Source organism: Sphingomonas hylomeconis (genome assembly GCF_025370105.1).
Classification (GTDB): domain Bacteria; phylum Pseudomonadota; class Alphaproteobacteria; order Sphingomonadales; family Sphingomonadaceae; genus Sphingomonas; species Sphingomonas hylomeconis.
In genome coordinates this window covers 160,130-186,154 of record NZ_JANQBK010000004.1, presented here as the reverse complement: position 1 = coordinate 186,154, position 26,025 = coordinate 160,130, and the positions used below count along the sequence as shown (strand labels likewise).

At 66.3% G+C, this 26,025-nt stretch carries 26 protein-coding genes; 12 read left to right on the top strand and 14 right to left on the bottom strand.

The features are described 5' to 3' along the window. Positions 1-48: 48 nt before the first annotated feature. The 3 genes from polA to NV401_RS07415 are packed head-to-tail and all read right to left on the bottom strand — an operon-like array spanning position 49 to position 5,592. Positions 49-2,817: a DNA polymerase I gene (gene polA / locus NV401_RS07425; RefSeq protein WP_261293766.1), complete on the bottom strand. Its 2,769-nt coding sequence runs from the start codon at positions 2,815-2,817 to the stop codon at positions 49-51. A gap of 51 nt (positions 2,818-2,868) precedes the next feature. Then, positions 2,869-4,491 (bottom strand): hypothetical protein, encoded by a 1,623-nt coding sequence (locus tag NV401_RS07420; protein WP_261293765.1) that lies wholly within the window; start codon positions 4,489-4,491, stop codon positions 2,869-2,871. Between the two features lie 39 nt (positions 4,492-4,530). Continuing rightward, on the bottom strand, positions 4,531-5,592 hold the full coding sequence (locus NV401_RS07415) for a serine hydrolase (RefSeq protein ID WP_261293764.1): 1,062 nt from the start codon (positions 5,590-5,592) through the stop codon (positions 4,531-4,533). Between the two features lie 469 nt (positions 5,593-6,061). Here NV401_RS07415 and NV401_RS07410 point away from each other — a divergent pair, with 469 nt between their 5' ends. Then, entirely contained in the window at positions 6,062-6,433 is a 372-nt protein-coding gene (locus NV401_RS07410) for a hypothetical protein (RefSeq protein ID WP_261293763.1), read from the top strand. A gap of 62 nt (positions 6,434-6,495) precedes the next feature. Here NV401_RS07410 and nadB read toward each other — a convergent pair whose 3' ends face one another. Next, positions 6,496-8,088 carry an L-aspartate oxidase gene (gene nadB / locus NV401_RS07405; RefSeq protein WP_261293762.1) on the bottom strand — a complete coding sequence of 531 codons (1,593 nt, stop codon included), beginning with the start codon at positions 8,086-8,088 and terminating at the stop codon, positions 6,496-6,498. Between the two features lie 11 nt (positions 8,089-8,099). Between nadB and NV401_RS07400 the strand changes: the two genes are divergently transcribed. After that, a complete protein-coding gene (locus NV401_RS07400) occupies positions 8,100-8,387 on the top strand; it encodes a hypothetical protein (RefSeq protein WP_261293761.1) in 288 nt (95 codons plus the stop codon). A gap of 61 nt (positions 8,388-8,448) precedes the next feature. On the opposite strand, the gene NV401_RS07395 is transcribed toward NV401_RS07400, so the two are convergent. Beyond that, positions 8,449-9,375: an ABC transporter ATP-binding protein gene (locus NV401_RS07395; RefSeq protein ID WP_261293760.1), complete on the bottom strand. Its 927-nt coding sequence runs from the start codon at positions 9,373-9,375 to the stop codon at positions 8,449-8,451. A gap of 266 nt (positions 9,376-9,641) precedes the next feature. On the opposite strand from NV401_RS07395, the gene NV401_RS07390 reads away from it, so the two are divergent. From NV401_RS07390 to NV401_RS07360, 7 genes are all read left to right on the top strand, one after another. Then, positions 9,642-9,875, top strand: a complete 234-nt coding sequence (locus tag NV401_RS07390) for a zinc-finger domain-containing protein (RefSeq protein ID WP_261293759.1) — start codon at positions 9,642-9,644, stop codon at positions 9,873-9,875. A 19-nt stretch (positions 9,876-9,894) separates the two neighbouring features. Continuing rightward, positions 9,895-11,325 (top strand): metalloprotease TldD, encoded by a 1,431-nt coding sequence (gene tldD / locus NV401_RS07385; protein ID WP_261293758.1) that lies wholly within the window; start codon positions 9,895-9,897, stop codon positions 11,323-11,325. After that, on the top strand, positions 11,322-11,672 hold the full coding sequence (locus NV401_RS07380) for a hypothetical protein (protein ID WP_261293757.1): 351 nt from the start codon (positions 11,322-11,324) through the stop codon (positions 11,670-11,672). The genes tldD and NV401_RS07380 overlap by 4 nt, the downstream gene beginning before the upstream one ends. Position 11,673: 1 nt before the next feature. After that, positions 11,674-12,609 carry a DUF5996 family protein gene (locus NV401_RS07375; protein WP_261293756.1) on the top strand — a complete coding sequence of 312 codons (936 nt, stop codon included), beginning with the start codon at positions 11,674-11,676 and terminating at the stop codon, positions 12,607-12,609. Beyond that, on the top strand, positions 12,606-12,815 hold the full coding sequence (locus NV401_RS07370) for a putative signal transducing protein (protein WP_315369085.1): 210 nt from the start codon (positions 12,606-12,608) through the stop codon (positions 12,813-12,815). Before NV401_RS07375 ends, NV401_RS07370 begins: the two co-directional genes overlap by 4 nt. A gap of 144 nt (positions 12,816-12,959) precedes the next feature. Then, the gene (locus NV401_RS07365; RefSeq protein ID WP_183110165.1) at positions 12,960-13,298 is read left to right on the top strand and encodes a P-II family nitrogen regulator; all 339 of its coding nucleotides are present in this window, start codon (positions 12,960-12,962) and stop codon (positions 13,296-13,298) included. Positions 13,299-13,309: 11 nt separating this feature from the next. Then, complete coding sequence (locus NV401_RS07360; protein WP_261293755.1) at positions 13,310-14,770, top strand: ammonium transporter; 1,461 nt, start codon at positions 13,310-13,312, stop codon at positions 14,768-14,770. Positions 14,771-15,021: 251 nt separating this feature from the next. On the opposite strand, the gene NV401_RS07355 is transcribed toward NV401_RS07360, so the two are convergent. The 5 genes from NV401_RS07355 to recQ form a co-directional block, all read right to left on the bottom strand. Beyond that, positions 15,022-15,183, bottom strand: coding sequence for a hypothetical protein (locus tag NV401_RS07355; protein ID WP_261293754.1), 162 nt, complete (start codon positions 15,181-15,183; stop codon positions 15,022-15,024). Between the two features lie 34 nt (positions 15,184-15,217). Beyond that, positions 15,218-16,117 carry a sterol desaturase family protein gene (locus tag NV401_RS07350; protein WP_261293753.1) on the bottom strand — a complete coding sequence of 300 codons (900 nt, stop codon included), beginning with the start codon at positions 16,115-16,117 and terminating at the stop codon, positions 15,218-15,220. Positions 16,118-16,344: 227 nt separating this feature from the next. Continuing rightward, positions 16,345-16,686, bottom strand: coding sequence for a hypothetical protein (locus NV401_RS07345; RefSeq protein ID WP_261293752.1), 342 nt, complete (start codon positions 16,684-16,686; stop codon positions 16,345-16,347). Then, positions 16,683-17,117 carry a TIGR01244 family sulfur transferase gene (locus NV401_RS07340; RefSeq protein WP_261293751.1) on the bottom strand — a complete coding sequence of 145 codons (435 nt, stop codon included), beginning with the start codon at positions 17,115-17,117 and terminating at the stop codon, positions 16,683-16,685. The genes NV401_RS07345 and NV401_RS07340 overlap by 4 nt, the downstream gene beginning before the upstream one ends. Before the next feature lie 2 nt (positions 17,118-17,119). Next, a complete protein-coding gene (recQ, locus tag NV401_RS07335; protein WP_261293750.1) occupies positions 17,120-18,907 on the bottom strand; it encodes a DNA helicase RecQ in 1,788 nt (595 codons plus the stop codon). Between the two features lie 53 nt (positions 18,908-18,960). Here recQ and NV401_RS07330 point away from each other — a divergent pair, with 53 nt between their 5' ends. Then, positions 18,961-19,233: a GNAT family N-acetyltransferase gene (locus tag NV401_RS07330; protein ID WP_261293749.1), complete on the top strand. Its 273-nt coding sequence runs from the start codon at positions 18,961-18,963 to the stop codon at positions 19,231-19,233. Between the two features lie 141 nt (positions 19,234-19,374). Here NV401_RS07330 and NV401_RS07325 read toward each other — a convergent pair whose 3' ends face one another. Continuing rightward, positions 19,375-21,477 (bottom strand): M3 family metallopeptidase, encoded by a 2,103-nt coding sequence (locus NV401_RS07325; RefSeq protein ID WP_261293748.1) that lies wholly within the window; start codon positions 21,475-21,477, stop codon positions 19,375-19,377. A gap of 243 nt (positions 21,478-21,720) precedes the next feature. Next, positions 21,721-23,535, bottom strand: a complete 1,815-nt coding sequence (locus NV401_RS07320; RefSeq protein WP_261293747.1) for an ABCB family ABC transporter ATP-binding protein/permease — start codon at positions 23,533-23,535, stop codon at positions 21,721-21,723. A 104-nt stretch (positions 23,536-23,639) separates the two neighbouring features. Here NV401_RS07320 and NV401_RS07315 point away from each other — a divergent pair, with 104 nt between their 5' ends. Further along, on the top strand, positions 23,640-23,870 hold the full coding sequence (locus NV401_RS07315; protein WP_261293746.1) for a hypothetical protein: 231 nt from the start codon (positions 23,640-23,642) through the stop codon (positions 23,868-23,870). 81 nt (positions 23,871-23,951) lie between these two features. Further along, positions 23,952-24,365 carry a hypothetical protein gene (locus NV401_RS07310; RefSeq protein WP_261293745.1) on the top strand — a complete coding sequence of 138 codons (414 nt, stop codon included), beginning with the start codon at positions 23,952-23,954 and terminating at the stop codon, positions 24,363-24,365. 31 nt (positions 24,366-24,396) lie between these two features. Here NV401_RS07310 and NV401_RS07305 read toward each other — a convergent pair whose 3' ends face one another. Continuing rightward, a complete protein-coding gene (locus NV401_RS07305) occupies positions 24,397-25,347 on the bottom strand; it encodes a phytoene/squalene synthase family protein (RefSeq protein WP_261293744.1) in 951 nt (316 codons plus the stop codon). Positions 25,348-25,357: 10 nt separating this feature from the next. Next, a complete protein-coding gene (locus NV401_RS07300) occupies positions 25,358-25,939 on the bottom strand; it encodes an LOG family protein (protein ID WP_261293743.1) in 582 nt (193 codons plus the stop codon). Positions 25,940-26,025: the final 86 nt, after the last annotated feature.

The window sequence follows — 26,025 nt, the reverse complement described above, 5'->3', positions numbered from 1 at the left end:
CATTCCCGTCGGCAACTGCACTTGCGGACTGGCTCCCCCCAGTCTGGCTCAATGCGCGGCACCCCAGCTGAGGCCGGTGCCGATTTCGATCCCCAGCGGCACGTCGAGCACCACGGCCGGCTCGGCCGCCGTCGCCATGATGCGTTCGATCACCGGCCTGGCCGCGTCGACGTCACCCTCGGGCAGTTCGAACACGAGTTCGTCGTGCACCTGCAGCAGCATGCGCACGTTGGGCAGGCCGGCCTCCAGCAGCGCCGGGCCCATGCGCACCATCGCGCGCTTGATGATGTCGGCGCTGGTGCCCTGGATCGGCGCGTTGATCGCGGCGCGCTCGGCGCCCTGGCGTTCGTGCTGCACCTTGGACTTGATCCGCGGGAAATGCGTCTTGCGCCCGAACAACGTGGTGGTGAAGCCGGTGTCGCGCACCGTCTCGGTAGTCGCGGCGATATAGTTGCGGATACCGGGGAAGCGTTCGAAATAGCGATCGATCATTGCCTGCGCCTCGTCCGCCGTGACGTCGAGGCGCCCGGCCAGGCCCCAGCGGCTGATGCCGTAGAGGATGGCGAAGTTGATCGTCTTGGCACGCCCGCGCGTGTCGCGATTGACCTCGCCGAACAATTCCTGCGCGGTGAGCGAATGGATGTCGTCGCCATTGGCGAACGCCTGTTTGAGTGCCGGCACGTCGGCCATATGCGCGGCGAGACGCAGCTCGATCTGCGAGTAATCGGCGGCAAGCAGCACATTGCCTTCGTCCGCGACGAACGCATCGCGGATCTGGCGGCCGATCTCGGTGCGGATCGGGATGTTCTGCAAATTGGGATCGGTCGAGGACAGGCGCCCGGTCTGCGCGCCGGTCAGCGAATAGCTGGTGTGCACGCGCCCGGTCGCCGGGTTGATCTGCGCCTGCAGCGCATCGGTATAGGTGCTTTTGAGCTTCGACAACTGGCGCCAGTCGAGCACCTGGCGCGCGATCTCCTTGCCCGGCGAATCCTTGTCCGCGGCGATGCGCTCGAGCTCGGTGACATCGGTCGAATAGACGCCGGACTTGCCCTTGCGCCCGCCCTTGATGCCCATCCGCTCGAACAGCACGTCGCCCAATTGCTTGGGGCTGCCGATCGTGAACGCGCCGCCCGCTGCCGCGTGGATCTGGACCTCGAGCGCGCCCATCTGATGCGCGAACTCGGTCGAAAGCTGCGACAATTTGGTCGCATCGACCTTGATGCCGTGCTGCTCCATCTGCGCGATGACGGGGACGAGCGGGCGATCAACCATCTCGTAAACGCGCGTCGCGCTTTCCGCGGGCAGGCGCGGCTTGAACCGTCGCCACAGCCGGAGCGTCACATCGGCATCCTCGGCGGCATAGCGCGTCGCCGCCTTCAGATCGACCTCGGCGAAGCTGCGCTGGGTCTTGCCCACGCCGACCACGTCTTTGAACGCGATGCAGCTGTGCGACAGGTGCGTCGCGGCGAGCTCGTCCATGCCGTGGCCGTGCAGGCCGGCGTCGAGATCGAAGCTCATCACGATCGTGTCGTCGAACGGCGCGACGTCCAGCCCGCAACGGGCGAGCACGATCATGTCGTATTTGAGGTTATGCCCGATCTTGAGCACGCTCGGGTCCTCGAACAGGCTCTTCAGTTTTTCCAGCGCGACCGCGCGATCGAGCTGTACCGGCACTTCGGCGAACATGTCGGTGCCGCCATGCGCCAACGGAATATAGCAGGCCTGGTTGGGGGCCAGCGCCATGCTGACGCCGACCAGTTCCGCGCGCGTCGCATCGACGCCGGTGGTCTCGGTATCGATCGCGATCCAGCCCTGATGGCGTGCCGCGGCGATCCAGCGATCGAGCGCGTCCGCATCGACCACCGTCTCATAGCCGTCATGGTCGCACACCGGATCTTCGTCTTCCGCCACGCCGGGCAGGCCCGGCGCGGGCTCGGCGACCGGCGCATCCGCCACCGCCGACAATTTGTTGAGCAGGGTGCGGAAGCCGTGATGCTCCAGGAACGCGCGCAAGGGCGCATCGGGAATGCCCTTGAGCTCGAGATCGTCGAGCGGCTCGGGCAAGGCGACGTCGCAGCGCAATTCGACCAGTTCGCGGCTGAGGCGCGCCATGTCGGCATGCTCGATCAGATTGTCGCGCAGTTTGCCGGGCTTCATCGACGGCGCGGCGGCGAGCACCGCGGTCAGATCGCCATGTTCGAGGATCAGCTTGGCGGCGGTCTTCGGCCCCACGCCCGGCACGCCCGGCACGTTGTCGACACTGTCGCCCATCAGCGCGAGCACGTCGCCAAGCTGCCCGGGGACGATGCCGTGGAATTTCTCCGCGACATGCTCCGGCCCGAGCCGCCGGTTGTTCATCGTGTCGTACAGATCGAGCCCCGGCTCGATCAGCTGCATCAGATCCTTGTCAGAACTGACGATCGTCACCGACCAGCCCTGCGCCAGCGCGGCCTTGGAATAACAGGCGATGATATCGTCCGCCTCCAGCCCCTCGGTCTCGATGCACGGCAGGCTGAACGCGCGCGTGGCATCGCGGATCATCGGGAATTGCGGCTTCAGGTCTTCGGGCGGCGGCGGGCGATGCGCCTTGTACTGGTCGTACAGTTCGTTGCGGAAGGTCTGGCTCGATTTGTCGAGAATGACCGCCATGTGCGTCGGGCCGTCGGCGGCGTGCAGCTCGTCGACCAGCTTCCACAGCATGGTGGTATAGCCATAGACCGCGCCGACCGGCTCGCCATGCTTGTTGGTGAGCGGCGGCAGCCGGTGATAGGCCCGAAAGATATAGCCAGAGCCGTCGACGAGATAGAGATGAGGCATGGGCGGGGGAGATAGCAGGGTCGTTCGGCCAACGCGACCCATCCGGCACGCTCAGCGCGTAGAAACGCAGCACACGTCGCCGGTGGCGATCGCGCGCTCGCGCAGCGAGGGCGGGAGATAGGCGCAGGCGAGCACCGCGCCGGGCGATCCGTGCCGCCGCATCCATGCCATCGGATCACCGGCCGAGCCGTTCCAATCGGACAAAACGCCCAGGCGGTGCATCGGCGTGGAGCTTTGCGCATAGGCGAAATAGGTCAGATCGTCGATCAGCACGCGCTTCAGCCCCGGATGCAGCACGATGCCGCATTTGGCGCCGGCGGCGAGGATCCGCGCGCGCGGATAGGCGAAGGCGCTGAGCGAATAAGGCTGGCCCGCGACATAGCCGCCGCCGCGCCCCGCCGCCCATAATGGCGCGGCATAGCTGCCGGCGACCAGCACCTGGCTGATCGCGGACAGCGCAGCGATCGTCAGCACCGGTGAGCCGAGCCAGGCGCGATAGCGCGCCGGCGCCGCCCACAGGAACACCAGAGCGAGGATCAGGACTGGAAGGTAGACCGACGATTCATAGGCGTTCTTGTTATATTGCAGCATCGCCCAGGCGCTGGCGCAGCCGGCCAGCACGAGCGCCGCGGCGAGCATCCAGCGCTGCGGAAAGCGGTCGCGCGCGGCAAGGAATACCAGCGCGGCGGCGATCGCCGCGGTGAGATACCAGCAGAACCAGATCATCGCGCGCCATAGCGCCATCAGCGGCAACGGCACCGGCGTGGCCGGCAGCCAATAGGACATATAGCCGGTCGCCGGCATCGTGTTGCGGATATAGGGCGTGGGCCACATATTGCTGAGCAAGGTCGGCACCGCGCCGGGCAGCGCGCGCCAGCCGCCATTGCGCAGCAGCATCATCACGTTCTGCTGCTCGAGCTTGGCCGCCAGCACGGGATCGTCGGGGCAGGCGAAACGATCGGACCAGTAGCGATAGGCCGACCAGGTACAGGCCAGGATCACCAGCAGCGCCACGCCGCGCAGCCGGTAGTGCAGCGCGCCGCGGCCGCTTGCCAGGACCGCCAGCACGAACACCGGCAGATAGAACACGCCCTTCATATGATAGCTGAACGCGATCAGCGCGAGCAGCGTGATCGCGGCGATGCGCGCGCGCGGTTCGCCGGTCTCGCGGGCGGCGCGCGGCGCGAAGGCGATCCACAGGCTGGCGAGCATCGCCAGCCAGATCGCCTGATCGGGGCGGCTCCATACCAGCAAAAACGGCAGCACGCCCGTGCCGAGCAACGCGAGCACGAGGATCTCAATCACTGCCCGGCGTTCCGACGCCGGTTCGCGTTGCCGCACCAGACCGAGCATGGCGATCACGGCGAGGATCGCGCAGGCGATGCCGGCCACGCGCACCGCCAGCGGATCGGATAGAAAGGCCGTCGCGGTCGCACTGAACAGCCGCACCGGGAGCATGAAATAGGCCGGCATCGCCAGCGTGTTGAGCCCGCAGGTCTCGCCGGTCGCGCGGTCGATCCCGTCCTGCAGGAAGCGCGAGATCTGGAAGCGCCACGCCACTTCGTCGGTATAGACGGGGACGAGCAGGCCGACGACCAGCGAGAGCAGCAGCAGCCCGAGCATGGCTCCGGCGAGGCGATTGAGCAGCTTGTGCCGGGCGGTCAGGGTCATCACGCGGCGGACCCTAGCGGGTCGCGCCGGTGCTGACGAGCATCAGCCGTGGCTGAGCACCACCGCGGTCACCACCGCCTGCATCAGCTGCTGCCGTTCCGGAATGCCGCGCGGCGTATCGCCGATCATCACCGCCAGCGCATAGCTGCGGCCATCGGGCGCGGTGAGGATGCCGACATCGTTATAGCCGGCGGTGCGCCCGGCGAGATCCTGGCCGGTGCCGGTCTTGTGTCCGAAGCTCCAGCCCGGCGGCACCGCACCGCGCAGGCGCTGCTTGCCGGTCTTGGACGATTCCATCGTACCGATCAGATAGCGCGTCGATTCCGCCGACAGCATCTCGCCCTTCTTCAGCTTGGCCAGCGCGCCGGCAATGGCGAGCGGCGCGGCGCCATCGGGCGGATCGCCGACATAACGCTCGAATGCCGCGACGCGATCGGCCTGCGGCAGGCGGGCACGGGCGCGGTTGAACGCGTCGCCCAGCGCATATTCCGGTTTCCACGACAGGCCGGCGGTGTTGCTCTGCAGGTCGCGCTCGCCCGGGCCAAAGCGGATATCGCCCAGGCCCTTGCGCACGATGAAGGCGCGCACTGCGCCGGGGCCGCCGACATACTGGAGCAGGCGATCGTTGCACAGATTGTCGCTCATCGTCAGCGCGCGCTGCAGCAGATCGCCGACCGTCGTCTGCCAGCCATCGTCCTTGACCAGCATCGCCGACGGCTGGTGGAACAGCACCAGATCCTCGCGCCGCACCGTCACCGGATCGTCGAGCCGCAGCCGGCCCTGGTCGCGCAGATCGAGCACGGTCATCGCGACCCACAATTTGCTCACGCTCTGCTGCGGCAGCCGCGTCGTCCCGCCGCTCTGCACCGTCCAGCCCTGGTCGACGCTCTTGACCGCGATGCCGACCTTGCCGCGGAAATTCGCGCCGAGCAGCGCGACGTTGGTGGCCAGCGACTGCGGCGCCGCGACCGCCGCTTTCCGGGGCGGCACGGGAATGACCAGTTGGTAGATCGGCTTGGGCAGCACGGTGGCACGCTGCTCCGCGCCATGGCCGCACGATCCGAGCGCCAGCGCGAGCGCCAGTACCGCCGCCGACTGGCGCAACACACGCTGATCTACCCGAACTGGTGCCAATTCTTTGCCCTAAATCCCGCCCGCTCCATTCCGTACTGCACGAAAGGTCTTGAAAAATAGCTGATTAACCGCGCTGCGATGAACCGGCGCTGAAATGCGGCGGGATGATTACGGTCGCGTTCCGAGCGACGATTACGCGCTGCGTGCGACGATTCCCGCTCTGCGATCGCTTTGCGAATTGCTGGCGGTCTGCGGTCTTGTTGCAGGGAATCCGCCCGAAAAGGTTGCGATCGAGGCGTGCCATCCGGCGTCGACCACCGCGACGATATACGGATGTAATCTGCTGGACGAAGCGCGATTAGGGTTTCAGTTGGTAAGGTTCGCGTCAAATGCGGCATCGGCCGAGTCAAGTATGTGCGAAGTGAAAATGAAAGAATGTTGACAATGTCACTAAAGATATAGAATTTCTGGATAGTTGTTTCCGTCGAGGAGAAGCACGGTGCGGTTTGTCGAATCATTTGCCATCGCCGGAGCCGCGGCGGCTTTGTGTGGGATGGCGGCGGCGGCGGAAGCGCAGTATCCGGGCATGAGAGGCAGCTATGGCCCGGCGCATACTGATCTTGCGACACTGCAGAACATCTATGTCAGCCGTCTCAAGGACCTCAGAGAAGAGGCGATCCGTCGGCGTCTTGCCGATGGCGGGACACTCAGTGCCACCAGTCGTGCCGCGCTGCAGGTCAAGCTGGACCGTATAAACGAAGCGCATGCGCGTGAGGTGCGGTGGAACGACAGATTTTCCGTGGACGCAACTGGCGCGGTCGTTCGTGCGCGAGCAGCAAATGGCCGGCAAAACCGCGTTGCCGGATCATAGGATCGACGCAGGCTGAGCGGCAAGGTCGCGGCCGGTAGCGCGTACCGACCGGGCCCGCCCGCTCAGGGCACCAGCACGGTATCCACTGCCACCGGCAGCGTTTCGGGATAGTCCAGCGTGTAGTGCAGGCCGCGGCTTTCGTGGCGGTGCAGCGCCGAGCGCACGATCAGATCGGCGGTTTGCAGCAGGTTGCGCAGCTCGATCAGGTCGGGCGTGACGCGGAAGTGGCCGTAATAATCGTTCACTTCCTCGGTCAGCAGCTTGATCCGGTGCTGCGCACGCTGAAGCCGCTTGGTGGTGCGCACGATGCCGACATAGTTCCACATGAAGCGGCGGATCTCGGTCCAGTTCTGCTTGATCACCACTTCCTCGTCGGAATCCTCGACGCGGCTTTCGTCCCAGGCGCGGATCGGCGGCGGCGCGGGCAGCTCGTCCCAGCATTTGGCGATATGCTTGGCCGCGGCTTCGCCGAACACGAAGCATTCGAGCAAGGAGTTGGACGCGAGACGGTTGGCGCCGTGCAGCCCGCTCTCGCTGCATTCGCCGGCGGCATAGAGGCCGGGCAGATCGGTCTTGCCGTCGAGATCGATGACCACGCCGCCGCAGGTATAATGTTGCGCCGGGACGACCGGAATCGGCTCCTTGGTCATGTCGATGCCGAGCGTCAGCAGTTTCTCGTAGATCGTCGGGAAATGGTGCGTGATGAACGCCGCGCCCATATGGCTGATGTCGAGATGCACGTAATCGAGCCCGAGGCGCTTGATCTCGTGATCGATCGCGCGCGCGACGATATCGCGCGGCGCGAGCTCGGCGCGGTCGTCAAAATCGGGCATGAAGCGATAGCCGGTGTCGGGGATCAGCAGCCGCCCGCCCTCGCCGCGCACGGCTTCCGTGATCAGGAAATTCTTGACCTCGAGATTGTACAGGCAGGTCGGGTGGAACTGCATCATCTCCATGTTGGAGACGCGCGCGCCCGCGCGCCAGGCCATGGCGATGCCGTCGCCGGTGGCGCCGCGCGGCGCGGTCGAGAACAGATAGGTGCGCCCGGCACCGCCGGTCGCCAGGATCGTCGCGCGCGCGGTGTACAGCTCGACGCGGCCGGTCGCGCGGTTGACGGCGTAGACGCCCCACACGTTGCCGGCGCCCGAATAGCGCTCCTCGTGCCGGCTGGTGGCGAGATCGATCGCCACCATGTCGGGCACCAGCGTGATGTTGGGATGCGCCACCGCGGCGTTCTGCAGCGCTTCCTGCACCGCCCAGCCGGTGGCGTCGTCGACATGCACGATGCGGCGGTGCGAATGGCCGCCCTCGCGCGTCAGGTGGCGCGCATCGCCCTCCATGTTGAACGGTACGCCCAGTTGCGCCAGCCGCTCGATCGCCGCCGGCGCGCCCTCGACGACGAACTCGACGGTGGCGCGGTCGTTGAGGCCGGCGCCGGCGATCATCGTATCCTCGATATGGCTGTCGAACGTATCGCCGGGCTCGAGCACCGCGGCGATGCCGCCCTGCGCCCAGGCGGTCGAGCCTTCGTTGAGCTGGCCCTTGGCGAGCACCGTCACCTTGAAGCGATCGGCGAGATTGAGCGCCGCGGTCAGCCCGGCCGCGCCCGACCCGATGATCAGCACGTCGCTGCTGTTCGCGCTACTGCTCGCCATGCTCACTCCCAATGTTGCGCCAATGTTGCGCGGCGCACGTCGCCTACGCTTCAACCGATGCGGAAGGCAAATCGCCCCGTGTGCGACGAACCGGTGGAACGTCCGAACGATCCGCGCTTTGGGCCGGCGTGACCAAGATAACCAAAAAGGCCCGTGCGCAGGATCGCGCCGCACGTCTCCATCAAGAAGCCCTGAATTGCCTGACCATCGCGGTGAAGGAGGAAGCGCATAGCGCGGACTTGATCGACGAAGCGCTCAGGCTGGCGAAACGCTCGCGCGAATTGACCGGCGCGGAATAACGCCGCGCCACGTCGATGGTCGACCCGTCACGCCGGACCCGGTCGGGGGGCGATGCGCGGCTCAGCCCGCGTTTGCCGCGCGCGTGAGATTGAGAAACACGTCTTCCAGATCCGCCTCGCGCGTCGACACGTCGACGATGCCATAGCCGTCGGCCTGCACCGCGCCGAGCACTTCGCCGGCATTCACCTTGTCCTTGGCGTAAGTGATGGCGAGCGTGCGCGTGCCCTTCAGCTCGATCTTGTGGAAACAGGCATTGTCGGGCGTGGCCACGACATCGCGGTCGACCGTCACCTCGACCAACTTCTCGGTCGCCATACCGACCAGTTCGCGGGTCGGCTTGTTGGCGATCAGCTTGCCGTGGTTGATGATCGCGATCCGGTCGCAGAGCTGCTCGGCCTCTTCCAGATAGTGCGTCGTCAGCACCACCGTCACGCCCAGCGCATTGAGGCTCTTCACATAGGCCCAGAGCTGCTGGCGCAGTTCGATGTCGACGCCGGCGGTCGGCTCGTCGAGCACCAGCACCGGCGGCGAATGGACCATTGCCTTGGCCACCATCAGGCGGCGCTTCATGCCCCCGGAAAGCGTACGGGCATAGGCATGCGCCTTGTCCTCGAGATGCACCGCCCGGAGCAATTCCATCGAGCGGCGCTTGGATTTCGGCACGCCGTACAGCCCGGCCTGGATTTCCAGCGTTTCGAACGGCGAGAAGAACGGATCGAACAGGATCTCCTGGTTGACGATGCCGATCGAGGCCTTGGCATTGCGCGGATGCGCATCGATGTCGAAGCCCCAGATCGTGGCGCTGCCGGCAGTCTTGTTGACCAGGCCGGCCAGGATGTTGATCAGCGTCGACTTGCCCGCGCCGTTGGGGCCGAGCAGCCCGAAGATCTGCCCGCGTGGCACCTCGAACGACACGTCGTCCAGCGCGCGCTTGCCGCCCACATAGGTCTTGCAGAGGTTGGCGATGCTGATTGCGGCTTCGGTCATGCGCGTGGGAATACGATCTTGACGATATGGTGCAACCGTAATCCTCCCCGGAACGGGGAGTGTTTGGGCTTTGTCCTGCCCCCGGCAGGACAAGATCGTATCCGGGGGATACGATCTCGCCCAAACACAGCCGCAGGCTGACGGAGGGGGTATGCCGGCAACGCAACCGTGGCGTTCGGGGAGACCCCCCTTCGTCGCGCTTCGCGCGCCACCTCCCCGTACCAGGGAGGATTGTTTGGACAGCGCACCCTTGCTATCTGCGCCCCATGATCGCCCCGCCCGAAATCCTCCGTGTCTCCCACAAGCGCAACGCCTGCGATGGCGCCACCGACATTCCCGGCGGCGCATCGCTCGGCCATCCGCGCGTGTTCCTGGAAATCGACGAGACCGGCTATGTCGATTGCGGTTATTGCGACCGCCGCTTCGTGCTGATCGGCGGCCCGGCGGACGGCAAGGATCAGGCCGACTTGCGCGATCATGGGGATGGCGCAGGCCGCTGAGCGTCTTATATTGTTGGGCATGACCAGCCCGACAGACCCCCGCGCGTTCCTGTATCATGATGGCCAGCTCGATCCGGCGGAGGCGCAGCGCCTCACCGCCCAGGTGCTCGCCAAGGCCGATGACGGCGAACTCTACCTGCAATATCGCAAGACCGAGGCGTTCGGCTTCGACGATGGCCGGCTGAAGACCGCGAGCTATGATACGCAGTCGGGCTTCGGGCTGCGTGCCGTGTCGGGCGAGACGACGGCTTTCGCGCATGCCAACGAACTGAGCGGTGCGGCGATCCTGCGCGCCGGCGAGACGATGGCGCTGATCGATCCCAGCACCGGCCCGAAGGCCGCGCCGCCGCAGGGCACCAACCGCCATCTCTATACCGATGCCGATCCGCTCGATCTCGTGCCGTTCGCCGACAAGGTCAATCTGTGCCAGACGATCGACGCCGCCGCCCGCGCGCGCGATCCGCGCGTCGCGCAGGTCTCGGTGTCGCTGATGGGCTCGTGGAACGTCGTCGAGATCGTCCGTGCCGACGGCTTCGTCGCCACCGATATCCGCCCGCTGGTGCGCCTCAACGTATCGATCGTGGTCGAGCAGAACGGGCGTCGCGAAACCGGCACGTTTGGCCTCGGCGGCCGCTATCTCTATCACGATCTGATGCGGCCCGAGACCTGGAACCGCGCGATCGACGAGGCGCTGGCGCAGGCCGTGGTCAATCTCGATTCGGTCGATGCGCCAGCCGGCGAAATGACCGTGCTGCTCGGGCCGGGCTGGCCCGGCATCCTGCTGCACGAGGCGATCGGCCATGGCCTCGAAGGCGATTTCAACCGCAAGGGCACCAGCGCCTTTTCCGGGCGCATCGGCGAGCGTGTCGCGGCGCCGGGCGTCACGGTGATCGACGACGGCTCGATCGCCGATCGCCGCGGCTCGCTCAGCATCGATGACGAGGGCACGCCGACGCAGGAGAATATCCTGATCGAGGACGGCATCCTCAAGGGCTATATCCAGGATCGCCTCAACGCGCGGCTGATGGGCGTCGCGCCGACCGGCAATGGCCGCCGCGAATCGTTCCAGCACGCGCCGATGCCGCGCATGACCAACACCTTCATGCGCGCCGGCCGCGACGATCCCGCCGAACTCCTGTCGCGCGTGAAGAACGGCATCTTCGCCAAGAGCTTCGGCGGCGGGCAGGTCGATATCGTCTCGGGCAAGTTCGTATTCAGCTGCACCGAGGCATATAAGATCGAGAACGGCAAGTTGGGCGCCCCGATCAAGGGCGCGACGCTGATCGGCGACGGTCCAAGCGCGCTGACCAAGGTGATCGGCATCGGCAACGATTTCGCATTGGACGAAGGCGTCGGCATGTGCGGCAAGGGCGGGCAGAGCGTCCCCGCCGGCGTCGGCCAGCCGACCGTGCTGATGAGCGGACTGACGGTCGGCGGCACCGCGGCGTGATCGCTGCGGCGCTTGCTTTGTGGCTGGCTGACCAGGCGGCCGCGGACACCAAAGCCGCGCCGATGAAGTGCGAGATCGGCGGCATCGATCGTCGCTTCGGCAGCACCGAATGGATAGTCTATGCGTGCGATGACGGCGGAAGCTTTGTCGTCGTGAGCAAGCCGGGCAATCCGGCCAGCCCCTTCTACTTCATTATATCCAGGAAGCCGGATGGATATGGCATTTCCGGCGAAGGCTCCGGCAGCAAGACGGCGAGCGCTGCCGCCCGTGACGAGCTCGCCGCGCTAGGCAATGAGGGGCTTGCGGCGCTAAACGCGGCGGCAAGGCGCCAAGAAAGAGATAAATAGCATGTCCACGAACTGGCCGATGCTGGACTGGCCGGCGTGGCGAGAGACCGCCGTCGCGCTGCAGTTGCGCACGCAGATCGTCGGCAAGGTGCGGCTCGCGTTGACGCCGTGGCTCAACCATAGCTGGCACGTGCCGCTCTACGTGTCGGCGCGCGGGCTCACCACCTCGCCGATCCATTGCGGCACGCATATCCTGGAGATCGCGTTCGATTTCCTTGCCGACGCGCTGATCCTGACGACCAGCGATGGCGCGGAATGCCGCATTCCCCTCGAACCCGGCAGCATCGCCGATTTCCATGGCAAGGTGATGGCCGCGCTGGCCGATCTCGACATTGCCGTGACGATCGACGGCCTGCCGAGCGAAATGCCCGATCCGGTGCGCTTCGCCGACGATCACGCACACCGCCCGTACGATGCCGATGCCGTTCGTGGCTTCTGGCGCGCGCTGATCCAGGCGACGCGCGTGTTCGAGCAGTTCCGCACCGGTTTCCTCGGCAAGGCCAGCCCGACGCATTTCTTCTGGGGCAGCTTCGATCTCGCCTCGACGCGCTTTTCCGGGCGCAGTGCTCCGCCGCATCCGGGCGGCGTGCCCGGTCTGCCCGACGCCGTGACGCGCGATGCCTATAGCGAGCAGGAAGCCAGCCTCGGCTTCTGGCCGGGCAGCGACGCCTTCCCGCAGGCCGCGTTCTACGCCTATGCCTATCCGGCGCCGGCCGGATATGCCGAGGCAAAGGTCGAACCGGCCGCCGCGGCCTACGATACCACGCTCGGCGAATTCCTCCTGCCCTATGAAGCGGTGCGCAGCGCGCCGGACCCCGATGCCGCGCTGCTGGCTTTCTGCCATACGAGCTATGATGCCGCCGCGGATCTCGGCGCCTGGGATCGCGACGCGCTCGAATGCCCGATCGGGCGCCCCAAAGTGGTGCGGGCGGTATGAGCGTGGCGCTCGTCGAACTAGGCCGGTTCAACCGCAACGAAGCGCATATCCTGATCGGGCGGCTCGAATCCGACGGCATTCCCGCGGTGGCGTTCGACGGCGAATCGAGCATCGGCGACGGCAGCTATCTGTTCATCGCCGTGCGCGTGATGGTCGCGGCGGACGACCTCGCTGCGGCGCAGGCGATCGTGGCGGCGGCTGCCTGATTCTCGGGCATCCTTTCGCAACTGCACAAAAATCTACCGCGCTGCCCGTCGCCGAGCGACGCATTCCCTAGAATAAGCGCGGTTTCGCACCTTGGCACGGCGATTGCTGTGTAGCCCCCTGGGACAACAAGGGGGGCTACCCGAGTGAAACTCGTCATTGCCATCATCAAACCATTCAAGCTCGACGAGGTGCGCGAAGCACTGACCGAGATCGGCGTCGCGGGCATGACCGTGACCGAAGTGAAGGGGTTCGGGCGCCAGAAGGGCCAGACCGAAATCTACCGCGGTGCTGAATACAGCACCAACATGGTGCCGAAGATCAAGATCGAGATCGTCTGCGCCACCGACCTCGCCGCGCGCGTCGTCGAGACGGTGCAGGCCGCGGCCAATACCGGCGCGATCGGCGACGGCAAGATCTTCGTCCTCGATGTCGGCCAGGCGGTGCGCATCCGCACCGGCGAAACCGATCAGACCGCGCTGTGAAAGGGGAAATGATGCAATCCACGACGAAATTTGCCGGCCTCGCCGGCGCGGGCGCCGCCCTGCTTGCGGCGCTGCCGGCCTGGGCGCAGAACGCGGTCGAAGCGGCGCCGGCCGCGGCCGCCGCCACCACGGCTGCCGCCGCCCCGTTCGTGCCCACCGCGGCGATGGTCGACAAGGGTGACGTCAGCTGGATGCTGGTCTCCTCGGTGCTGGTGCTGATGATGTCGGTGCCGGGCCTGGCGCTGTTCTATGGCGGCCTGGTGCGCACCAAGAACATGCTCTCGGTGCTGATGCAGGTGCTGACGATCGTCTGCGTCGCGGCGTTGGTCTGGTTCGCCTGGGGCTATTCGATGGCCTTCACCTCGACCGGCACGCCGTTCCCGAAACTGTTCGGCGGGCTCGACAAGATGTTCCTTAAGGGCGTCGATCCGACGACCTTCGCGGCGACCTTCTCGAACAGCGTCTATCTGCCGGAATATGTCTTCATCATCTTCCAGATGACCTTCGCCTGCATCACGCCGGCGCTGATCGTCGGGGCGTTCGCCGAGCGCATCAAGTTCACCCCGCTGATCATCTTCGTGGTCGCCTGGCTAACTTTGGCCTATTTCCCGATCGCGCACATGGTGTGGTACTGGGCCGGCCCGGACTTCCTGGCCGCGGCACCGAACGACAGCGGGCTGCTGTGGGGCTGGGGCGCGCTCGATTTCGCCGGCGGCACCGTGGTGCACATCAATGCGGGCATTGCCGGCCTGGTCGGTTGCCTCGTGATCGGGCCGCGGCTCGGCTACCAGACCGAACCGATGCCGCCGCACAGCCTGGTGATGACGATGATCGGCGCAAGCCTGCTGTGGATCGGCTGGTTTGGCTTTAACGCGGGCTCCGGGCTGGAAGCCAATGCGTTCGGCGCGCTGGCTTTCATCAACACGCTGACGGCGACCGCTGCGGCCGGCGTAACCTGGGCGATCATCGAGCAGATCGTGCACAAGAAGCCGTCGCTGCTCGGCGCCGTCTCCGGCGTGGTCGCCGGTCTGGTCGCGATCACCCCGGCGGCCGGCTTCGCCCATCCCGGCACCGCGATCCTGCTCGGCGCGGTCGCCTCGATCGGCTGCTTCTTCTTCGTCACCAAGGTGAAGAACGCGCTGAAATATGACGACAGCCTCGATGTGTTCGGGATCCACTGCGTTGGCGGGATCATCGGCGCGATCGGCACCGGCATCGTCGCCAACCCGGATTTCGGCGGGCAGGGCTGGATCGACTATACCGCACCGGTGGCCAAGGCCGGCGTGTACGATATGGGCGGCCAGGTGCTCACGCAGATCTGGGCGGTCGGCACGACCTTGCTGTGGTCCGGCGCGGTCAGCCTGATCCTGTTCCTCGCGCTCAAATACACGATCGGGCTGCGCCCGACGGCGGAAGTCGAGAGCGAAGGCCTCGACATCACCGAACATGGCGAGCGCGCCTATAATTATTGAGATTGGAGGGCCGGCCCGCGCAGGCCGGCCCCCCACACGATGTTCCTCCTGCGGACGACCTCAGGCCGGTGCGGCAACGCACCGGCCCTTTTTTGTTTGTGCGAAAGTGCGCTTCCCATAGCCGCTTCTCAACGCAGCCGCTTCCCCGGCGCAGGCCGGGGCCCAGTCGCGAAGGTGGAGGCAAGTGCGCGCAGCGTCAGCCAATGCGTGCTGCATAACTGGGCCCCGGCCTGCGCCGGGGAAGCGGCAGGTTAGGAGGCCACATCATTCTGGAGCGCAACTTCAGTGTCCGCCTTCTCCGCGCGGCGCTTCTGCCAGTAGCGCAGCCCTAGCGTCGCGCCGAGGATGAAGCCGCCGGGCGCCAGCATGATGACCGCGGCGAGGCCGGCCTTGTTCCAGTTCTTCTTGTCCATCCGCCGTCGCTACAGCAGCCAAGCTGAACGGGCACTAGCCGTTGGCGCGGCGGCGTTGCTGCTCCGCCCAGCGTTCCTTCAGAACCTCCGACGTGTCGCGGCTGCCGTCATGGCTCCAGCCCGGCGGCTTGATCATGTAATTGAGTTTCGCGCGCCAGCCGGGCGCGGCCCACACGTCCCTGGCGATGCCGATCCATTCGTGGAACGCCGCCCAGAGCAGGTTGAAGCTGCCGAGGTTCCTGACGATGCCATAGCGCGGTTTGTCGTCGGCGCGCTCCTCGATGAACGTGCCGAACAGGCGGTCCCAGACGATGAAAACGCCGGCATAATTCTTGTCGAGATATTGCGGGTTGGTCGCGTGGTGGACGCGGTGATGGCTCGGCGTGTTCATCACCGCCTCGAACCAGCGCGGGCATTTGCCGATCACTTCGGTGTGGATCCAGAACTGATAGACCAGGTTGATGCCGGCGACGAACACCAGCATCGCCGGCGGGAAACCGATCAAGGCCAGCGGCAGGCGGAACAGGAAGCCGAGGCTGATGAAGCCGGTCCAGGTCTGCCGGAGCGCGGTCGACAGATTGTAGTGCTGGCTCGAATGGTGGATCACATGGCTCGCCCAGAACCAGCGCACGCGGTGTGCCAGGCGGTGGAACACGTAATAGGCCAGATCGTCGATCACGAAGGCGAGTACGAACCAATACCAGGCATAACCGATGTCGAAGAGGCGGAACTGCCACACCCATAGCGCCATCGCGAAGGCGATCCCCGCGGTCAGCGCGCCCGCCACGGTGCTGCCGGTGCCGAGCGCGAGGCTGGTCAGCGTGTCCTTCGGCTCATAGCGCTCGCGATGCCGGAGCCGTACGACGATCATCTCGACCAGCACCAGCAGGACGAATCCGGGCACTGCATAGGAAACGATATCGGGCAGGTTCATGGCAACTGCTTACACAAGTGTCAGCGCGAACCCAAGAGGGGTGCATGTCGGGCCGTTACCAGAAGTAGTTTGGTTCGCGCGGAGACGCGGAGGACGCGGAGAAGAAGGAAAGGGGCTACCGCGTAGCGGCTATGAGCTCGTTCGTTCGGAACGATTGCGCTGACGCGCGACAGTTACCCGGCGCGCACCACCTCCGCGTCCTCCGCGCCTCCGTGCGAACCAGACTTCTACTTCTTCACCCGTACTTGCCCGAACAACCGCTCGCCCGACTCGACGAGGAACGCCACGCCAGTATCCCGCACCGAACTTGCCGGCACCAGCCGCACCGCCGGCTGCGCGCCGTGCAGCTTGAGCACCGCGACCTTGCCATCCGCGCCGTAGACCAAGGCCGCCCGGCCGTCGCTCCCGACCACCGCATGGGTCGCCTCGAACCCGGACAGCGCATCCTCCGCCGCGCGCATCGCTTGCGCTTCGTCCACAATGCTCGCCCGGCCCAGGCCCAGTGCCCAGGCGATCCCCGCCAGCGCGAGGATCGCGGCGATCGATCCGCCGAGCTGCAGCCAGTTCACCTGCCGCCGGCCAGCGCGTCGAGCAGCGGGCGGATGCCGGTCAGGTCGTAGCCGGTCGCCGCCGCCTTCGCCATCAGCGTGTCGGGATGGCCGTCGGTCTTGGCCGCCGCCAGCGCCCATAGATTGCAGCTGCGCGTGCCCGAGCGGCAATAGGCCAGCACCGGGCCCGGCGACGCGGCGAGCGCCGCGGCCATCGCGTCGATCTGCGGGTGCGAGAAGCCGGCCTGCGTCACCGGAATCTCGCTATAGGAGAGCCCGGCCGCTTCCGCCGCGGCGCGGATCGTGGCGCCCGCGGGCTGGCCGGCATCCTCGTCGTCGGGGCGATTGTTGACGATGGCGGTGAAGCCAGCGGCGGCAATCTCGGCGACATCCCCCGGCTGAATCTGCGGCGCGACCGAGATATGGTCGTCGATGCGGCGGATAACGGCCATGATCAGGCTCCTTCTTCGCGGATAACTTGCAGGAAGGCGTCACCGTAGGCGGTCAGCTTGCGCTCGCCAACGCCGGTGATGTTGGCCATTGCCGAGAGCGACCTGGGCTTGAGCGTCGCCATCTCGCGCAGCACCGAATCATGGAAGATCACATAAGGCGGCACGCTCGCCTCCGCCGCCAGCGCGCGGCGCTTGGCGCGCAGCGCTTCGAACAAGGGATCGCCGCTCGGATTGGCCACCGTGCCGGCACTGCTGCCGCTACGCCCCCGCCCGCGCCGTTCGCGCTTGGGCTGCAGGATCAGCGACACTTCTTCATTTTCTTTCAAGATGCCGCGCGCGCCGGGACCGAATTCCAGCCCGCCGAAATCGTTGGCACGCAGCGCATCGCGCAGCAGCAGCGCGCGGATCACCGGCTTGAGCAGCGCCAGTTCGTCCGCGCTCGAGACCAGGCCCCAGACGCCCAGCGCCTCATGCCCGTTCATCAGGCTGCGCTCGGTCGAGACGCCGGTCAGCACCTGCTCGATATAGCCCATGCCGAAGCTCTGCCCGGTGCGGAACACTGCCGAGAGCACCTTCTTGGCCACCTCGGTCGCGTCCACCGCGCCCGGCGGATTGAGGCAATTGTCGCAATTGCCGCAATAGTCCGGCGCGTCGTCGCCGAAATGGCGGAGCAGGATCTTGCGCCGACAGCCCGGCGTCTCGACCAAGGCACCCAGCGCCTGCAGCCGCACGCGCTCGCCCGCTTGCCGCGCCGGCTCGACTTCCGACATCCGCTGCCGTGCCTTGGCGAAATCCTCCGCCCCCCAGAACAGGTGCGCCACCGCCGGATCGCCGTCGCGGCCAGCGCGGCCCGTCTCCTGATAATAGGATTCGATCGATTTGGGCATGCCGGCATGCGCGACGAAGCGCACGTCGGGCTTGTCGATGCCCATGCCGAACGCCACCGTCGCGCAGATCACCATGTCCTCGGACGCAACGAAATCGGCCTGGTTGCGCGCGCGCACCTGCGGATCGAGCCCGGCATGATAGGCGCGCGTCGGCCGCCCGCTGCGCGCCAGCGCCTCGGCCATCTTCTCGGTGCCGGCGCGGCTCTGGCAATAGACGATGCCGGCGCCCGGCGTCTCGGCGATCAGATCGGCGATCTGCCGCGTCGTATTGTCCTTGGGGCTGATCGTGTAGCGGATATTGGGCCGATCGAACCCGGCGACGATCATCCCCTCGCGCGGGATGCCGAGCTGATCGAGGATATCGTCGCGCGTTACCTTGTCCGCAGTGGCGGTCAGCGCGAGGCGCGGCACGTGCGGGAAATGATCGAGCAGCGGGCGCAGCAGCCGGTAATCGGGGCGGAAATCATGGCCCCATTCGGACACGCAATGCGCCTCGTCGATCGCGAACAGGGCGAGCGGCGCCTGCGTCAGCAACTCGCGAAACGCCATGTTCGAGGCGCGCTCGGGCGCCACATATAGCAGATCGAGCTCGCCGCGGCGGAAGCGCGCGATCGTCTCCATCTGGTCGGTATCGACCGAGGTGAGCGTCGCCGCGCGGATACCGACCGCGGTCGCTGCGCGGAGCTGATCGTGCATCAGCGCGATCAGCGGCGAAACGACCACGCAGGTGCCCTCCAGCACCACCGAGGGCAATTGATAGCAGAGCGACTTGCCCGCCCCGGTCGGCATCACCGCCAGCGTGTTGTCGCCGGCCAGCACGCGCGTCACCACGCTCTCCTGCACCCCGCGGAAGCCGGGAAAGCCGAAGGTCGAGTGCAACAGGGGCAGGGGATCGCGGGGCATCGCGTTCACCTAGTCACTTTGGCGTAAGCGTCCAACCTGCTACATGGAGCGCCATGAGCGAACCACATGATAATCCCGCCAAAAGCCGCTTCGAGCTGGTCGAGCAGGGCGAGACCGCCATCGCCAGCTATGAGATCGACGGCGAGACGATCACCTTCACGCACACGATCGTGCCGCCCGCGCTGGAAGGGCAGGGGATCGCCAGCCGGCTGATCGCCCACGCGCTCGGCGAAGCGCGCACGCGGGCACTGAAGGTGCGGCCCGAGTGCAGCTTCGTCGCAGCCTATATCGAGCGGCATCCCGAGATGCAGGACCTGCTGGCTTAGCCTGGCCGCTGGCGCGTTCCGTTATGTCGTCACCCCGGACTTGTTCCGGGGTCCACCAAGCGGCTTGCGATGGCACTGACGCGTCAGGCTGACCGTGCGGCATGGTGGACCCCGGACCAAGTCCGGGGTGACGAAAGGGAACTACTTCCCCGTCAGCCCCAGATACTCCGCCATCGGACCCACGTCCGGATCCTTGCCGTAGAACGCCTTGAACATCGGCCCGTAATCCAGCGTATGGCCGCGCGACAGGATCAGGTCGCGGAAGCGCTGGCCGTTGGCGCGGGTCAGGCCGCCATGCGCGGTGAACCACGCAAAGGCGTCATGATCGAGCATCTGCGTCCAGGCATAGGCATAATAGCCCGCGGCATAGCCGCCGCCCCAGATGTGCGAGAAATAGCTCGTGCGGTAACGCGGCGGGACATATTGCGTCTGCAGCCCCATGCCGGCCAGCGTCTTGGCCTCGAACGCATCGACATCCTGTTTTGGGGCGTCGGCCGGCAGCGAATGCCACGCCAGATCGAGCGCCGCCGCTTCCTGCGCCTCGCCGGTCGAATAGCCCTGGTTGAAGCTGCGCGTGGACTTGATCTTGTCGACCAACGCCTGCGGCATGGCCGCGCCGGTCTTGTAGTTCACCGCATAATGGCTGAGCACCTTGGGATCGAGCGCCCAATGTTCGTTGAACTGCGACGGGAATTCGACGAAATCGCGCGCCGTGTTCGAGCCCGACAGCGTCGGATAGACCTGATCCGCGAACAGGCCGTGCAGCGCATGGCCGAATTCGTGGAACATCGTCGTCACATCGTCGAAGCTGATCAGCGCCGGGCTGCCCGCTGCCGGCTTGGTGAAATTGGCGACGTTGTAGATCACCGGCTTGGTGCCGAGCAGCTTCGACTGGCCGACGAAGTTCGACATCCACGCGCCACCCGATTTGTTGTCGCGCTTCCAGTAATCGAAATACATCACGCCGATCGATGTGCCGTTGGCTTCCGACACCTCGAACACGCGCATGTCGGCGTCATAGACCGGCAGGTCCTTCCGCTCCTTAAAGGTGATGCCGTACAGCTCGGTCGCGGCGTAGAACACGCCGTCGGTCAGCACCTTGTTGATCTCGAAATAGGGCTTCAGCGCGTCGCCATCGAGGTCGTATTTGGCCTTGCGGACCTGCTCGGAATAGAAATCCCAATCCCACGGCTTGAGCTCGAAAGTGCCGCCCGTGGCCTTGATCCGGGCCTGGATCTCGGCCGCTTCCTCGCGCTGCTTGGCCGCCAGCGCCGGCGCGAACTGCGTCAGGAACGCCTTGGCCGCGGTCGAGGTCTCGGCCATCTGGTCGGTCAGCGAATAATCGGCATAGGTCGGATAGCCGAGCAGTTTGGCCTTCTGCGCGCGGAACTGCGCCAGCGAGGCAATCGTCGCGCGTGTGTCGTTGGCGTCGCCCTGTTCGCTGCGCGTCCAGCTCTTCTCGAACAGCGCCTGGCGCGTCGCGCGATCGGTGAGCGAGGCGAGCGCGGGCTGCTGCGTGGTGTTCTGCAGCGGCAGCAGCCACTTGCCGGCGAGCCCACGATCCGCCGCCGCCTTGGCCGCCGCGGCAATGCCGTCCGCGCCGAGCCCGTCGAGCTTCTTGACGTCGTCGACCACCAGCGCCCCCGCCTTGGTGCCGGCGAGCAGTTTCTGCTGGAACGCGGTCTGCAGCGTCGAGATCTGCGTGTTGAGCGCGCGCAATTTGACCTGGTCCGCCGCGCTCAACTGCGCGCCGGCATCGACGAAGCGCTGGTACGTCACCTTGAGCAGCTGCGCCTGCTCGACCGAGAGCTTCAGCGTCGCACGCTTGTCGTACAGCGTCTTGATGCGGGCAAACAGCTTGGGGTCGAGCGCGATCGCATCGCCATGCGCGGTCAGCTTGGGCGTGATCTCGGTTTCCACCGCCTGCAGCGTGTCATTGGTATTGGCCTGGCTCAGCGCGAAGAATACCGAACTGACGCGATCGAGCATGCGGCCGGATTTCTCCATCGCACCGATCGTGTTGTCGAAGGTCGGCGCGGCGCGGTTGGCGGTGATCGCGGCGATCTCGGCGCGCTGCTGCTTCATGCCCTGTTCGAACGCCGGCAGGTAATCGCCGTCCTTGATCTGGCGGAAGTCCGGCGCCTGATAGGGCAGGGTGCTGGGCTTGGCGAACGGGTTGGCGGTCTGCGCCACGGCCGGCATGGCGATGACGAGAGCGGAGGTGGCGAGCAGGCGAGCGAGCATCGGGATTCCTTGGGCTAGGAGATGCCGTCGCTTTTCAACCTTGCCGGGTGAACGGCAAGTGAAATCAGTGCGCTACCATCCCCCACGCCGTCATCCTGAACCATCTTCACGCCGTCATCCTGAACTCGATTCAGGATCCATGGTGCCGCACGCTCGTCCCTCCCGCCGCTAATCCCGTCCCCAGCCGCCTGATGGATCCCGGATCAAGTCCGGGATGACGGCCGTGGGGAGGGGCAGGCGCGCCTATTCCGCCGCCAGCGCGCCCTCTTCCTCGGCGCGCTCCTGCGCCTGGCGGTTCCACATCTCGGCATACAGCCCGTTCCGGCGCAGCAACGCTGCGTGAGACCCGCGCTCGACCACCTCGCCTGCCTCGAGCACGACGATCTCGTCGGCATGCACGATGGTCGACAGCCGGTGCGCGATGACGATGGTGGTGCGGCCGCGCTCGATATCCTCGAGCGTCGCCTGGATCTCGCCTTCGGTACGGCTGTCGAGCGCGCTGGTCGCCTCGTCGAGGATCAGGATCGGCGGGTTCTTGAGCAACGTGCGCGCGATCGCCACGCGCTGCTTCTCGCCACCCGACAGCTTCAGGCCGCGCTCGCCGACACGCGTGTCATAACCATCCGACTGCCCCTCAATGAAGGTCGAGATTGCCGCGCCGCGCGCCGCCGCCTCGATCTCGTCGCGGCCCGCGCCCTCGCGGCCATAGCCGATATTGTAGCCGATCGTGTCGTTGAACAGCACGGTATCCTGCGGCACGATCCCGATCGCGGCGCGCAGGCTCGCCTGGGTGACCTGCGCGATATCCTGCCCGTCGATCGTGATGCGGCCGCTGGTCAGGTCGTAGAACCGGTACATCAGCCGCGCGAGCGTGCTCTTGCCTGCCCCCGACGGCCCGACCACCGCCAGCGTATGCCCGGCCGGCACATCGAGATCGATGCCCTTGAGGATCAACCGATCGGCGTCATAGCCGAACTTCACGTCCTCGAATCTCACATGGCCGGCGCCGATCCGGAGCGCCACGGCGCCCTCGACGTCGCGGATTTCGGACGGCGTGTCGATCAGGTCGAACATGCTGCCCATGTCGATCACGCCCTGGCGGATCGTGCGATAGACCATGCCGAGCAGATCGAGCGGGCGGAACAGCTGCGCCAGCAGGGTCGAGACCAGCACCACGTTGCCCGCGGTGAATTCGCCGCGCGCCCAGCCGAACACGACCAGCCCCATGCCGAACGCCATCATCACGTTGGTGATCAGCGCCTGGCCGACATTGAGCCAGGCGAGCGAATTCTCGCTCGTCACCGCCGCGCCGGCATAGGCCGCCATCGCCGAATCGTAGCGCTTGGCCTCGCGCTCCTCCGCGCCGAAATATTTCACCGTCTCGAAATTGAGCAGCGAATCCACCGCATGCGCGACCGCACCGGTGTCGAGGTCGTTCATCCGCGTGCGCAAGGCGGCGCGCCAATCCGTCACCCAGCGCGTGAAAGCGATATAGATCACCACCATCGCCAGCGTCGCGGCGACCAGCCAGGAGCCGAACTTGGTGCCGAAGATGCCGATCACCAGCGCCAGTTCGAGGATCGTCGGGGCGATGTTGAAGAGCAGGAAATACAGCATCGTATCGATGCTCTTGGTGCCGCGCTCAACCACCTTGGTGACCGCGCCGGTGCGACGCTCGAGATGGAAGCGGAGCGACAGCTGGTGCAGATGGCGGAACACATTGGCGGCGAGGCGGCGGGTGGCATCCTGCCCGACGCGCTCGAACACCGCGTTGCGCAGATTGTCGAACAGGACCGAACCGAATCGCGCGGCGGCATAGCCGACCACCAGCGCGACGATCAGCGTGGTGGCGGAGCGATCGCCTTGGGCCATGCCGTCGACTGCACCCTGCAATGCGAACGGCGCGCCATAGACCTGCACCAGCTTGGAAAAGACCACGAGCGTCATCGCGCCGACGATGCGCAGCCGGAGCGCCGGCGCATCCTTCGGCCAGAGATAGGGCAGGAAACGCCGGAGCGTCGGCAAGAGCGGCCGTTCGGCGCTGGTGGGTTCGGTCATGGGGGGCACGAGGACCATGTAGGATCGGTCAAGCCCCCATGAAAGCGATTGATGGAACAAGAACGTCCGCTCATCGATTTTACTGTTCGAATTGGAGACGCGACATGGAACCACTGTTCTTCGTCATGGCGATCATGGGGTGTTCGGACGGCAGCGCAAATTGCGCCGAGGCCCGGGTCGAGCAGGCGACTTACGCCAGCTACGCGCAATGCCAGGCAGCGATGCCGGGTGCATTGATGCGCAACTCCGACATCGACTTTCCGGTGGTCACCGCTTCGTGCCGCAAGCTTGGCGCCGAGATGGCCAAGGCAGGGCGCGACAAGCCGCTTGGCTGAGTTGCGAGATCACCATCGGCTGCTATCGTCGCCCCCGTCGCCTGTCCGCGACGGGGGTTTTTGATGCGCAAGGCGCGGTTGATGCGAGCGATAGTGGGGCTGGTGCTAGGCATCGCGGCGGCGCTGGCGATTCTCGCCGCGATCGAGGCGATCGCGCACGCTTTCTATCCGGTCGCGCTCGATACCGAGACGCTCGATCGCACCGCGCTGGCCGCCAAAATGGCGGCGCTGCCGCTGCCGGCCAAGCTGCTCGTGGTCGTGGGTTGGTTTGCCGCGGCGTTCGGCGGCGCCTGGCTGGCGCTGCGCGTGTGCGACCGGCGCTGGGCAGGCTGGACGGTCGCTGTGCTGGTCATTGCCGGCAACATCGCCACGCTGATCTCGCTGCCGCATCCCTTGTGGATGCAGGCCGCCGCGATCATCGCGCCGCTCGCCGGCGCGTGGGCCGCTGTCCGCGTGCATCACAAACCGTACAAGGGCGAACCGCTGCTGGGGTAACTTCCCTTCGCGCCTTCGCCGACGAAGGCGTTTAATGTCGCGGTCGCGTCCAGGCGATGTCGCGTGGGCTGGGCGGATAGAGTCGCGCCCGCCCGCGCGCCTCGATCGCCGCCCGGGTGATGAATTTCAGCTTCTCCCAGCGCGACGTCGTCACCCGGTGATCCCAGGCATGCTCCCCGCGCGCCGCCACCGCGCGCCCGATCGCGCCGTAGATCCCGGCCGCTGACAGCACCGCCCAGGCCGAGCGGAACGGCAGTTTCGGCGTGCCGACCCGCGCGCTTGCCTCGAACTCGGCGGCACGGTCCGCCAGCCGCCGCGCCAGCACCGCAAGCCGCGGGCGGAACGGCGGCTTCATGTGCTGCCCGGGCGGGATATCCATTTCGACGAACCAGTCCTCGGGCACGTAAGCGCGCCCGACCCGGTCATCCTCCTCGATGTCGCGCGCGATATTGGCGAGCTGGAACGCCATGCCGAGATCGCAGGCGCGATCCAGCGTGTCCTGGTCGTCCGGGTCGACGCCCATCGCCACCGCCATAATGCAGCCAACCACGCCGGCGACATGGTAGCAATATTTGTACAGGTCGGCCTCGGAGCGCGGGCGCCAGCCGCGCGCGTCGAGCGCGAATCCGGCGATCAGATCGCGCGCGAAAGCCGGCGGCATGCGCGTTTCTTCGGCCACGATGCGCAACGCATCGAACGCCGGATCGCCGACCACCTGGCCGGCGAGCGCCGCCTCGGTCAGCGCAGTGATGCGCGTCAGCCGCTCGGGCGCGTCGTGGATCAGCGTCATGCCGTGGCCATGATCCTGCCCGTCGGCAATATCGTCGCACGCCCGGCACCAGGCATAGAGCAGCCAGGCGCGTTCGCGTGTGCGGCGATCGAACAGTTTGGAGGCCGCGGCAAAGCTCTTCGAGCCGCGCGCGATCGATTCCTGCGCGGTAGCGACGATCGCGTCACGGCTGGGCAGTGCGTGGTCGCTCACCGGCCACGCCTCAAAGGTCGCTGGCCTTCATCTTGGTGATCGTGTGGATCGGCACGTGCGCAGCCATCTGATCGAGCAGCCCGTCCAGCGTGTCATCCATGATCATCACGCCCTGATGCTGCGGGCGCAGGAAGCCGACCTCGCCCATCTTAGCGTAGAAGGCGATCAGATGATCGTAATAGCCCGCGACGTTGAGCAGCCCGACCGGCTTGTCGTGATAGCCGAGCTGCGCCCAGGACAGCGCTTCCCACAATTCGTCCATCGTGCCGGTGCCGCCGGGCAGGTTGATGAAGCCGTCGCTGAGATCGGTGAACGCCTGTTTGCGCTGGTGCATCGTCTCGACAACGCGCAGCTCGGTGCAGCCGCGATGCGCCACTTCGAGATCGACCAAGGCCTGCGGGATGATCCCGATCACCTCACCGCCGGCGGCCAGCGCGCTATCCGCCACCGCGCCCATCAGCCCGAGCCGACCGCCGCCATAGACCACGCCGATCCCGCGCTCGGCCAGCGTGCGGCCAACCGCCCGTGCGGAGTCCAGATAGACCGGATCGGCCGGCGTTGCCGAACCGCAATAGATTGCCAAGCGCTTCATTTCTGCTCCTCCCCGGAACGGGGAGGGGGACCATTTGCCTCTTCCGGCAAATGGTGGAGGGGGTTGGCCGGCAGCGAAGCGCGAGT